The organism is Gracilinema caldarium (assembly GCF_029265695.1).
Lineage (GTDB): Bacteria > Spirochaetota > Spirochaetia > Treponematales > Breznakiellaceae > Gracilinema > Gracilinema caldarium_A.
In genome coordinates this window covers 1-11,797 of record NZ_JAJUHW010000034.1, presented here as the reverse complement: position 1 = coordinate 11,797, position 11,797 = coordinate 1, and the positions used below count along the sequence as shown (strand labels likewise).

Below are 11,797 nucleotides of genomic sequence, written 5' to 3'. Positions count from 1 at the left end.
TTAATTGCTGGTCCATGCAACGGTCATGGTGCTGCCCGGAAAGCTATACCGACCAAGTTCCCAGTCTAAAACAAGCCAGCGGTCATCCGTAGCAGTGTCCCGGCTGACCGCCAGGTTCATTGAGTTTTTTCCTGAATAGGGAGCAACGGCTTGTAGAACCCGGTCAGCCACCGCCCCCCGGCCAATCCAGACTTCCGCCCATGCATGGCCCTGCTGTCCCCGGAAGCCATGGATTATCCTGGATCGGCCACCTACCGCGATAATACAGGATGCCATGACTGAAGCATAATCATCACAGTCTCCCGCCAGGCTCAGGGCTATGGTTCTGCTTGCAGGAGACGTATAGTCGGTCCAGGAAACCGCTGGATCACTTACATACTTCCAGTTGCGGGACAGGGCCCCGTGTATGAGCACCAGTTGTTTTGCCCCTGCTGCGTTGGGAATTTTGCTCCCCTGGGGATCATCCCAAGGGCCCGGAGCTGCGGCGGCAATTTTAACCGCAAAATCCCGCACCAGAGGATTGGTAGGCTGGACAGCAAGGTCGTAGCGGCCTCCTTTTACCGGGGCGTTATCCTTTTCGATACGACCCTGCAGATCCTTAATGACCTGCTTAGCCGCCTCCAGTTCTTTACTTAACAAAGCGCTGTCCTTAACGGATCGTTCAAGGGCCTTTTTGTCCTCCTCGCTCCGGGCGAGCCGTTCGGAAAGCTCCTTAAGGGCCTTTTCCTTTTTCTGTAATGTTTTGTCCTTTTCTTCCACCACCTGCCGGACCGCCTTCTCGACCTCAGGATTTACATAGGACTTGCCCATGGTCGCTGATATAGACTGCAGGGCCTTTTCAAAGGTACTGGCATCCATTCCGAGAGATGCAGAGCTGGCGGTAAAAGGAGACCAGGCAGTCAGTATAAAAAGTAGTAAAAGCGCAGGGATTGATGGGCCGAGCAAGGCCGGCAGGACTTTTAACTTTTCCGATCGGGCCATAAACAGCCCCGTGATGATCGCCAGGGCTCCCGCAAATAAGGCCGGTCCCGGCTGGCTAAAGGGAGGGAAGCGGAACAGGGCTGAACGGATGCTGGCGAGATAGGGAAGATCAAAGGCCCCTGCAAAGAGGACTATGCCCGTTCCAAAGCCCGAGAGGAGGGGCAAGATACGGTTCACCGTCCCAAGGAGCATGGTGAGAACCGAGCTCGCTATAAAGACCGCAATGAGCACCCCCGGTTCGCCGAATGGACCAAAGGTTTTTTTGATGACTTGGAGCGGCTGGTCGATACCAAAGACCGCCAGTGCGGGCACCGCAAAGGCAAAAAGACCGACGATGATACTGGTATTACCGATAGTTTCCAGAACCGATTTTTTTGGCTTTGTATTTTCCATACAAAATAGTGTAAATCAGGATAGGAAAGTCGGCAATGGGATACTTATCGAGTACTTCAAACCCCTTTGCACAAACCAAAGGCCAGCTCTGACCAGTGTTCGAACTCCATGGATTTGTTTTGCATAGCCAGTGCTATATCTGCCTCAGAAAGCCAGCGGATCTGTCCCAGTTCCTCTCCCACAGTCATATGTAGCGGATCCAAGGTCAGCACATATACAATGCCGATATGCACCGTACCGACAGAGCTTTTATCTTCATAGATAAGCCCCTTGCAGGTGTAAGCCCCTTCCGGCGGGGTGTATCCAATTTCTTCGCCGAGTTCCCGCATTAAGGCCTGTTTCAGCGTTTCTGCCAGGGAAAATTCGCGGTTTCCATGAGCGTCTTCCGGATTGATATGGCCCCCGACGCCGAGCGAATACAGTCCATGGAGGCGTTTTTCCGTGCCGCTGCGCTCGTAAGCAAGGAAATTACCATGCAAATCCTGGATAAGACAATAGGGAATAAGCTGTTTATAGGATGAATTATGTTCAGCTTCGCTGCGCAGTACAAATTGGGGCTCGCAGGCTGAGAAAATATCAATAAGCTCTTGTTGTGAATAGATATAGCTGTTTTTTTGCAACCCTATTTTTTGTTTCAGCAGCTCAGTGACCACACAGAGCACCGCTTCGTTGTGTTTCATGATAATTCCTGTTTTCTGGTTTGATAAACTTATAAGCAAAGCCTACCAGAAAACAGGACCTCTGTGTAGACTGTTCCTCTACGACACCTTTATCATGACCAGCATGGTAAGGTCGTCTTTGGGGGGCTCCCCTGCAAGGAAGCCTTTGAATTGCTGCAGAATATAGTCCCGGACCGCAGCGGCCCCCTGTTCTGCAGGAGCCTGAGAGAGGGCAGCGCGAATCCGGTCATTGCCGAAATCTTCGCCTGAGGCATTTTTTGCCTCCACAAGACAATCGGAGTAAACAAACAGCGTGTCACCCTGATGTATGGGAAAACGGAGGCTCCGATAACCTTCAGAAAGGCCTTCAAGACCTATAAAACGACCCCGGCTTTCACCCTGACGGGATTCCACGGCTTTTACAATACCCGAACGGCCAGAGCGGTACAGGAGGTCAGGGTGACCTGCATTAACATATTCCACCCGGTCTCCGCTAAAGCGGAGCAGTATTCCAGTGAGGTAATTTTCTATATTGCCCTTTTCGGCTATGAGTTTTTCATCAATCTTTTTCATGACCTCCCCAAGGGGTATGTCTCTACCATCTGTAAATTGGCGGTACACGACGGATTTTGCCAACATGGCCACAAGCCCTGATGCGATACCATGACCTGAAACGTCAAAAAGACCCGCACCGAGCAGCGTTTTTTCATCAATATAAAAATCATAGAGGTCCCCGGAGACTCCCGCCATGGGTTCGAAGGCATAGGCAATGTCCCAATTTTCCAAGGTGGGCAAAAAGGCTGGATAAAAGCTTTTTTGGACAAACTCTGCCATTTTAAGGTCCCGCTGGGCACGATAGTTAGCTTCCTCTAGAGCTGCGTTCACCTGCTGCAATTGGAGGTTCGCCTGGGAGAGTTCATCGGTCCGTTCTTTAACCTTGTTTTCCAAGTGCAGATTTAGGTCCTCAGCCTCATTCCGTGCTCGGGCAAAACGTCCAGCAAGAAGAAACAGAAAGCTGATAAGGACAATTTGCCAGCCAAAACCAGAGAGATAGGGGAAGTTGTATAGTTTCAGAACCTCGTGCATGAAAATGTCGAGTAAAGCGGTGAGAACCATGGGTGAAAAGCCCAGGAGCAGCGGCAGTGCATCAGAATCCTTTTTGAACAAAGAATCAAGGGGCATGTAGAGTACATACACAAGGGGCGGCAGGAGGAAAAATTGGGTAAAGAGCCTTATTTCCCTTAAGGTGGAATAATTGGGGCTTACTAATACGATGCCTACCGGAATGATAAATAATATAATCCGCGCCCACAGCACCCAGACAGGATCGGTTCTCCGCAGGTAGTCCCGAACAAAACCGCAAAGCTTAAAGAGCATATAAAAGAGTGCAAGGTTGATTAATTTCTGGAAACTTACATAGGTCATCCAGGCGGGGGGCATACCGGGCAGTTCGGTAATGAAAAAATTGGAAAGATAAAAAACGCTCAGCAGGTTAAGCAGTGCAAAGGAAAAATTTTCTTTGTCTTTTTTTCTTCTATAATAGAGTATAAAATGATATAGCGAAATGATGAGCATGACCGCTGCAAACATGAGGTTTACGGTAGAATTCCAGAAATTTTCCCAGCGGCTGGCGTGAACCGTATCCTGTCTAAAACCGATAAAGGGGCGGGATGCAATGGAGCCCTCTCCATCAACCCAGATATGAAGGAGTACCGTAATAGGTTTGTGAAGCTGTATTGCTTCTGGCGGAATGGCATATTCTCGGGAGGTATTCCAATAACTAAAATAGTTGGGCGGGTTTCGGCCCATACTGCCCACAAAGACTCCATTGACCCAGGTTTGATCGGTCATGGTAATTCTGCCCAAGAAAATACCCAAGGGGAGAGGGCTCAAGAAATCGACACTGGGAAATTCGCCCCGAATCCAGATATAGCCCCGTTTATTGGGAAGAAGCGTTTCAAGATTTGAGAGAGCCCTCTCTTCCAGGGGAGTAAAAACTAGCTGCAGGCTTGTTTCCGGATTTGTCTGGGGCGTTACCTGACCCTGGGTTGGATCCTGAGCCCAATACCACTTCTGGGCTCTCAGCATTACTTGAGGAGCCGATGTTTCTTCGCTAGAGGCTGCCAATGAGAAACATATTGCAGATAATTGCAGTACTAAAAAGAGCAATACCTTGAGCTGCAAATGTGATGTACGAATTTTCAGAAAACCCATGGCAGACCTCCTAGCCTCGTCTCTTACTGTTTATTATTCTGCTGATGTTTTGCTAATGTAGCCTGTACCTGTTTTTCATTGTAAAGCAGGAGCAATATAAAGCCAATTGCGCAGAATGCAAGGGCAAAGAGGGTCGTAAGTCGGACACCCGCAACCCCAACCACATCCCCGGAGCCGCTTGAACCTGCTCCAATCATTACAATAGACGGCAGCAGCACCGCGCCGATAGATTGGCCCATTTTGGACATAAAGGTCCTAAACCCAAAGAATACACCGGCCTTGTACATTCCTGTTTCGATAGCATAGGCTTCAGCCATATCAGATATCATAGCATTGGGCAGAATTCCAAAAATGGCCAGAGGAATTGCTGCAAGGAGGGCTGCGATCAGTGCCTGGGTCATAACTGGCAAGGGCAGATAGCCAAAGAGAGCGCAGAAAGAGAACAGCACGCCGAAAAGTACAAAAGCAATCATAAGAAGTCGCTTTCGGCCCACTGCCCGGGCTATAAAGTTAACCGGAATGTAAAAGGCAAAACTTACCAGGAACATTACAATGAAAAGGCTCGAATAGGTTTCCTTGGGAAGGCCCAGCAGCACAGTAATGTAATACATGAGCCCGTTGTTGATGAAATAAAGGCTGATCCAATAGGCAAAGTCCGAAAGGGTAAAGCGGAGAAAATTTCTGTCCTTTATGACATTACCAATGGAAGTAAAAAAGCCGTCATCACAGGGGACCGATTCGGCATAGCGATTTTCATCTATCACAATGATGGGAAGTACCATCAATATAAACGAAACTACTGCGAATACCCCCTGAGCTGCTTGGAATGCCTGGAGCGGCGACATCCCTTGGGCTTGGAACATGCCCTGGAGCGCAGGAGCCTGAGCTCCGATCATAGCACCTAGTGCCCAGGTGATGGAAATCATGGTGGAAAGTTCGAGCCGTTCGTTGCTGCTGTGTCCCAGTTCACTCATCCATGCAAAGAAAGGCGTTACATACATGGTCATAAAGAGGTAAAAGAGTGTCACGGTCACAAAGAGCCACAGGCCATTTGCGGTGATGTTTGCTTGGTCTCCTGTTCCAAAGGGGGCAACAAAGACGAGCACGGCGAACAATGCGAAGGGTAGTACGGAGACAGCCATAAAAAAGCGGCGGCGGCCAATTTTGGATTTATTCCTGTCGGAAAATACCGCAATGAGCGGATCCGTTATAGCGTCCCAGATGCGGCCAAAGGCCAGGATTAGGCCGATAACGGTGAGTACCCCTACAATATACCCTTGGTGAATCATCCGGGGAAACAGGGCCGCTCCGCCTTCTTGGGGCGGCAGATAAAAATAGTTCAGAAAGTTGGCTGCCCCATAACTTGCCAAGGACCAACCGAGTTGTCCTAAAGCATAGATAATCTTTTTGGAAAATGGCAGGGATTCTACAACCCGGCCCTGTGTATTCATGACAGAATTGCTCATTTCATTCCTCCTTGCAATGCTAATTCAACTGCCCGGTAGGCTCCGGAATAGAGTCCCGCCTTATTGGCAGAAAGGATACAGGAATTCATTAGGCTCAGGCCTTCGCTGTCTTCCATTAAGAAGCGCAGCATCGCCTCCGCTTCTTTGGGATCAGCGCATTCAAAGGTGCCATCCCCCAGTTCTGCGGAACGGATTGCCCCCCATGCTTCGTGGCCTCCGACCCGGCGGACTAAGAGTTTTGGTACCGGGTAAAAGGCAAGCTCGCTCGGTTTCGTCACCAGGAGATCACTGGCTCTCATCAGCAGGTTTGTCGTATAGACCGCTTGGAAAATGTCTGAATGCATGAAAATATGAATTCCCGACATGGTGCCTCCGATGGCTTCTTCCGCAACGGCCTTTGTCTCGTTCCAGTTGTTAATGTGCATTCGGGCTTTAACAAGTTCGGGAATATCAGCCAGGAGTCCTTCCAATACAGATTGATGGTCACCCACATTGATGAGTATCGCCACCTTGCCTCGCTTTTCTAATGGCAGCAAGGTTCGGATAAGCCGTGCATAGAGTTCCCGCTGGGCTCCTGCGCCTCCTACGGAAAGCAAAACCCGCAATGGTTTAAGGGTTGTAAGCCGGTTCATCCGAGCTGCGGTATCCTGTTCAAGATTTGCAACTAATTCATGGTCGATATAATGGCCCGTGTATACAAGACTTCCTTTATCCATAAAGCGGGGAATGGTTTTTCCGGCCATACCCCGCAGCGTTTTGTAGCCGAACCAAGCTGAGGGAGACTGAACACAGTGAATAGCTCCCTCTGAAAGGTGCAGGGCCATGGGCCAATTGTCAGGTATTACATTGACGACCCGCTCCATGCCGCTGTGTATCGCCGCTTGGGCGGGCCACACATGGGTTGCCACATAGGGAATATTTTTAGGCAGGAGCTTGCAGGGAGTAGCCATGAGTTCTGCGGTTTTTTGGTCCGCCGCATTATAGGTCAGTTTCCGGAACCCTTCTGAATTAAGGGGTTCCCAATAGAGACTGTTAAAGAGGGCATATTTTTGGGATAAACGGGAGCCCAGTGAATAGAGGCTGTTTAAGTGGGCGATGATTTTGCCTCCCGTAGTATTTTTAAAAGAATGCAGATCAAACCAATAGGGGTTCCTGCCCATGGCCCGTGCGGCGCTTGCGATAGCTACGGAAATCCGGTAATGGCCGAATCCCATACGAATATTGCCTACCACCAGAGCTTTAGGATCCGAAGGGAGATCTACCTTCTGCCATTCCCATTCGATTTTTGTGCCTACTTCCTGGACCATAAGCTGCTGGATCCCCAGGGGATCCAGACTCGGTACCTCACGTGAAAGTAGAATTAAGTCCTTTTGAGAATCATCTCCAAATTTTTTAATGTACGCTTTTTTTTGCCCTTCTGCCTTCTGTTGAATCCCTGCAGGTATAGGATTCCCGAAAATTGATGCGGACCTGTCCATGCCCTTCGCTCCTCACAAAAAATAACCGATTAGCCAAATTCAAAAGTCTCTTACTTTTGAATTTGGCTTTGCGATTGCTTGCGGTAGCATACTAATTCATATTGAACGCATGCAACCGTCACGCCAAATCGCGGATTTCAAGGTAGTTCTTTCAAAACTCTCAGAGTTTTGAAAGAACTACCGATGCCTTTTAAAAATTTAAACCAATTTCAAAAGTTGCTCCCTTTTGAAGCTGCCTCATCTTAAAAAAGTTAATTTTTATCAGGTATCTAATGTCGTTCATATTCTGAATGACATTAAATATTTTAAATCCATTTGCCAAATCCGTCAAGAAAATATATACTGTTTTTATGAGTTACAAGGATATTCAAAAGGAGCGGGTCAGACGTTATTTTCTGGAAGCCGCAAAGGACATTATTCTTACCGAAGGCGTCTCTGCAGTTACAAGCAAAAAGGTCGGAGAAAAGGCTGCGTATTCTTATGCAAGCATCTATAATTACTTTGAAAACCAGAATGCCCTGCTCTGTGAGGCGGTAGAAGAAATAGCTCGGGATTGTGCTCAATGGGTGAGGGACAATCTGGAAGCAGTATTGTCGGGACAATTTGCCGATTTTCAGCTTTGGATCCCTTATGGCAGCTCAGAGCTGCAAAATAACCGCTTGATGAGCCCGGAGGACCGGATCCTCGCATTTTCTTTTCTTATGATTGAATATAACGGTAAAAATCCAAACCGTTATGCCCCTTTTATTTCTACAGAAATTGATTTTCGCTACTTTATAAGACGGGACGGAAACCATTTCATGCATCCAGCCTATGCACTCTTGCTGGGGGAACTAGAAAAACTTGATAAGTTTACTCAAGATAAGCGTCGACTTATTGCGGACATTATGGTATACATTTTCCATTCAAAGATGCACTTCTATATCCGTTATGGCGCTCCGGAAAGTTTGGAAGCCCTGCATAAGGAAGTTGCACAGGAGGTCCGCTTTCTTTTATGGCCCTGACTCATATAGAAAAACTGATTGCCAAGGCTATTCTGGACTACGAGCTTCTTAAACCGGGGGATAGAATTTTACTCGGAGCTTCCGGAGGCAAGGATTCTACCACCTTAGCCTGGGCGCTGGGCCGCCGCAAAAAGTGGAATGCCCCGGCTTTTGAGATCGAAGCCCTCAGGATAGCTAGCGATGTGCCGGGGGGAGGCATGCCCATGGCGGCGGCCCAGCGCCTGGCGGCGCTCTACGAGGAATGGGGCATATCCCTCCATACTATGGAGGTGCCAATTGTAGAACGCCTTAAGCCTGGCCAGAAGATGAGCTGCTATTGGTGCTCTACCCAGCGGCGGACAGAACTTTTGCGATATGCTATGGATCACGGTTTTAATAAAATTGCTCTGGGGCATCATCTGGACGATGTGCTTGCGACGCTTCTTATGAACATGACAAAAAAAGGGGAATTGGCTACCATGCCGCCCCGTTTAAAATATGACAAATACCCGGTGGAAATTATCCGCCCCTTGGTGCTGGTCAGCGAAGAGGCAATCCGGGGGTTTGCCCGCGAAATGGGCTGGCTTCAGATAACCTGCAGCTGCGGTTATGGGGATGATGGAGAGCGGAAGGAATACCAGCGTCGTCTTGATACACTGACTGCCGGTTCTGTTGACGCAAAACTTCTTATGCTAAAAAGCCTTTCAAACATCAAAAAGGATTATCTGGCTTAGAGCAGGTGGAAAAAGGGAACTATAGTTTATAGTAGCCCATCTTTTTTTCTGCGGCCTCAAAGGCTATTGTAACGAGCCAGTTCATCACAAAATAAAAGAGTCCTGCGATAAAAATGGGAAGGGTAGAAAACTGACGGGCCGAGGCGTTCTGAGCGGTGCGGAAGAGTTCCGCCACACCAATCGTCTGGGCTAAGGCAGTATCCTTAACCAGCGTAATCACTTCGTTACCCATGGCGGGGAGTATTCTCCGTACCACCTGGGGGAGAATTATCTTAAATAGGGTCTGACTCCGTGAAAGCCCCAATACTTTGGCGGCTTCCCATTGCCCTTTGGGAATTGCATCGATACCACCTCGGTAAATTTCCGCAAAATAAGCTGCATAGTTGACTGCAAAAGCAATAATGACCGCGGTAAATCTATCGTAGGAAATACCAAAGAGGTAATAGGGGGCAAAATACACAAAGATAAGCTGCAAGATAAGGGGAGTCCCCCGCATCACCAGGATGTAGAAACTCACCGGTGTGCGGAGGAGCTTTGATTTAGAGCGTCGGGCAAGTGCAACTGGCAATGCAAGGGGAATGGAAAAGAAGAGGGTAAGAAAAAATACCGAAAGGGATACCAAGGTTCCCGATACCATCTGGCCAAGCATCTGCCACATTACATTACCGCCTCATCAATCTATTGTTTATTATTTCCCAACTACGGAAATATCCGAACCAAACCACTGGGTAGTTATAGATGCCAGGGTACCATCCTGAGCCATAGCTTCCAGTGCTGCCTGTACTGCATCCCGCAGGGCGAGGTCGTTTTTGCGGAATCCTACCCCATAGTCTTCGGCGGAAAGAGATTCGCTCAGGATGCGGTAGTCCTTTCCAGAGCGTTTAATATTGTCGTTAGCCACAATCAGGTCCATAATTACCGCATCTACACCGCCGATTTCCAGGTCCATCAGGGCGGTCAGGTTGTCTTTAAATTCAACCACTTGTTTCAGGCTCGCCTTAAAACTACTATTGCTCTCCAGGGCTTCTGCTGCGGAAGAACCAGCCTGGAGCCCTATCGTTTTGCCCTTAAGGTCCGCCAGAGTCTGATAAGCGGCGTTTTTTTTGACCACCAGTACTTGGGCATTTTTAAGGTATGGTTTGGTAAAGGCCATATTTTTTGCCCGTTCCTCCGTAATGGTAAAACCATTCCAGATACAGTCAATTTTGCCCGTATTCAGTTCCTGTTCCTTGGCATTCCAGTCGATCGGCTGCAGTACGAGCTGCACGCCAAGCCGTTTGGTAACTTCTTTAGCCAAGTCGATGTCATAACCGACAATTTCGTTGTTTTCGTTGCGGTAGCCCATGGGCGGAAAGGCATCATCCAAACCGAGGACAAGCTTGCCATTGGCTTTTATTGTTTCCAAAGATTTGTCCTGGGGTGCGCCATTTTTTGCCGCAGACTTGGCGCAGCTGCCAAGGCCGAGGGCCAGTATTGAGAGCAGTATCAGAGTAACCAATATACTTCGTTTCATGCTAAAACTCCTTGATATGTATAGGTGGGGGCATTATGCAGGAAATAAAAGGCTCTTGCAAGAAGAGCCTTTTGAAATGGGATTAGTTTTCCAGGGAGACCCGATTTTGTACTGTATACACGGGCCCGCCGCGCTGAAGCACCGAAGACACAAGGGCTACCGAACACACGATGCCCCTGGCTGTAAGCCTTACCTGCCGTTCCTCGGCTTCCAACTGTATCGGGCTTTTTCCGGCCCGGGCTACGGTAATATGGGGCGTAAAGGGCCTCTGGGATGCTTCAAAGTCTTTCAATGAAGCGGTGTCTTTTATTGCAAGGAGTTCCCGTTCTAGGTGTGCGGCTAGCAGCGAGACCGCTTCTGAGCCGGCTCCGAGTCCGACAGCCAATACCGAAGCGGGCTTTCGGGGCGGAAAGGTATAGATGCCCTGGGCTGCTATTTCAATACCATTAATGGATTCAGTGCTGATAGTTTGCTGTTGGTAAGTATCATCTAATGTTCTCCGGTCTTTCTTCGATTTTAGGACTGACTGTTCCAAGGCTTTTGTAACAAGTGGAACTCCCTGTTCAGGAACGGATCCGAGAAAAGCGAGGGTAAGGTGCTGATTTTCCCGGCCAGTCCAGCGAAATTCGGGATGGGACCGTTTGAGGTCCCTTAAGTCCTTTTCAAGAGAGGCGATAAATGTATCAGGCAGTTCCAGGGCAATAAAGAGACGGAGATCCATAGATTATTTTTCCGTTTCAGTCATACCGCTTACAAACTGTTTTTGCATTGCAACGACGACAATGACGGGAGGAATCAGGGCCAGCATGGTGGTGGCCAGGATTACCTGCCATTCTGCTTGGGCGTCTCCGACTGCGAGCATCCGGTTAATACCGATAAGCAGGGTGTAGTACTTTTCTTTTGTGGTAATGAGCAAGGGCCAGAGATACTGGTTCCATCCATAAATAAACTGGATAACGAACATGGATGCGATAGGAGTCCGTGTCATAGGAACAAGAATATGACGGAAAAATTCCATGGCCGACGCTCCATCGATTGCTGCAGCTTCCGCGATTTCCCGAGGGACAGACTTAAAAAACTGGCGGAAAAGGAAGACCGCCGTGGCGGATACGGTCATAGGCAGAATGAGGCCCCAGTATGTATTCAGCATACCCAGGTCTGAAATGACCTTATAGGTTGGCATAATGCGGACCTCTACCGGGAGCATCAGGGTGATGAAAATGGACCAGAATATAAAGTCCTTTAGGGCAAAATCAAAATAGACAATGGCAAAGGCTGCTAAAAGGGAAATAACAATTTTACCCACCGAAATACCTAATGCCATAATGGTGGAGTTCTTAACCATTATGGCCGCATTGGCTCCCAGATTTTTAGCC

11 protein-coding genes are annotated in these 11,797 nt (G+C 48.6%); 2 read left to right on the top strand and 9 right to left on the bottom strand.

The window, feature by feature from the left end; genetic code table 11:
• From Q7P68_RS10660 to Q7P68_RS10640, 5 genes are all read right to left on the bottom strand, one after another.
• The gene (locus Q7P68_RS10660; protein WP_304225494.1) at positions 1-1,374 is read right to left on the bottom strand and encodes a transglutaminase domain-containing protein; all 1,374 of its coding nucleotides are present in this window, start codon (positions 1,372-1,374) and stop codon (positions 1-3) included.
• A 56-nt stretch (positions 1,375-1,430) separates the two neighbouring features.
• Positions 1,431-2,054: an NUDIX domain-containing protein gene (locus Q7P68_RS10655; protein WP_304225492.1), complete on the bottom strand. Its 624-nt coding sequence runs from the start codon at positions 2,052-2,054 to the stop codon at positions 1,431-1,433.
• Positions 2,055-2,132: 78 nt separating this feature from the next.
• Complete coding sequence (locus Q7P68_RS10650; RefSeq protein WP_304225490.1) at positions 2,133-4,247, bottom strand: PP2C family protein-serine/threonine phosphatase; 2,115 nt, start codon at positions 4,245-4,247, stop codon at positions 2,133-2,135.
• 23 nt (positions 4,248-4,270) lie between these two features.
• Complete coding sequence (locus Q7P68_RS10645; protein WP_304225489.1) at positions 4,271-5,713, bottom strand: MFS transporter; 1,443 nt, start codon at positions 5,711-5,713, stop codon at positions 4,271-4,273.
• Positions 5,710-7,191 (bottom strand): DUF6937 domain-containing protein, encoded by a 1,482-nt coding sequence (locus Q7P68_RS10640; protein ID WP_304225487.1) that lies wholly within the window; start codon positions 7,189-7,191, stop codon positions 5,710-5,712. Before Q7P68_RS10640 ends, Q7P68_RS10645 begins: the two co-directional genes overlap by 4 nt.
• A 350-nt stretch (positions 7,192-7,541) precedes the next feature.
• Here Q7P68_RS10640 and Q7P68_RS10635 point away from each other — a divergent pair, with 350 nt between their 5' ends.
• Both Q7P68_RS10635 and Q7P68_RS10630 read left to right on the top strand, forming a co-directional pair.
• Positions 7,542-8,195 carry a TetR/AcrR family transcriptional regulator gene (locus Q7P68_RS10635; RefSeq protein WP_304225486.1) on the top strand — a complete coding sequence of 218 codons (654 nt, stop codon included), beginning with the start codon at positions 7,542-7,544 and terminating at the stop codon, positions 8,193-8,195.
• Positions 8,186-8,908, top strand: coding sequence for a tRNA 2-thiocytidine biosynthesis TtcA family protein (locus Q7P68_RS10630; RefSeq protein WP_304225484.1), 723 nt, complete (start codon positions 8,186-8,188; stop codon positions 8,906-8,908). The genes Q7P68_RS10635 and Q7P68_RS10630 overlap by 10 nt, the downstream gene beginning before the upstream one ends.
• Positions 8,909-8,927: 19 nt before the next feature.
• On the opposite strand, the gene Q7P68_RS10625 is transcribed toward Q7P68_RS10630, so the two are convergent.
• The 4 genes from Q7P68_RS10625 to Q7P68_RS10610 all read right to left on the bottom strand — a co-directional run.
• On the bottom strand, positions 8,928-9,566 hold the full coding sequence (locus Q7P68_RS10625; protein ID WP_304225482.1) for an amino acid ABC transporter permease: 639 nt from the start codon (positions 9,564-9,566) through the stop codon (positions 8,928-8,930).
• Between the two features lie 30 nt (positions 9,567-9,596).
• Positions 9,597-10,421: an amino acid ABC transporter substrate-binding protein gene (locus Q7P68_RS10620; protein ID WP_304225481.1), complete on the bottom strand. Its 825-nt coding sequence runs from the start codon at positions 10,419-10,421 to the stop codon at positions 9,597-9,599.
• Between the two features lie 82 nt (positions 10,422-10,503).
• Positions 10,504-11,142 carry an RNA 2',3'-cyclic phosphodiesterase gene (gene thpR / locus Q7P68_RS10615; RefSeq protein ID WP_304225479.1) on the bottom strand — a complete coding sequence of 213 codons (639 nt, stop codon included), beginning with the start codon at positions 11,140-11,142 and terminating at the stop codon, positions 10,504-10,506.
• A 3-nt stretch (positions 11,143-11,145) separates the two neighbouring features.
• Positions 11,146-11,797, bottom strand: a 652-nt coding sequence (locus Q7P68_RS10610) for an ABC transporter permease subunit (RefSeq protein WP_304225477.1), incomplete at its 5' end; no start/stop codon positions are given.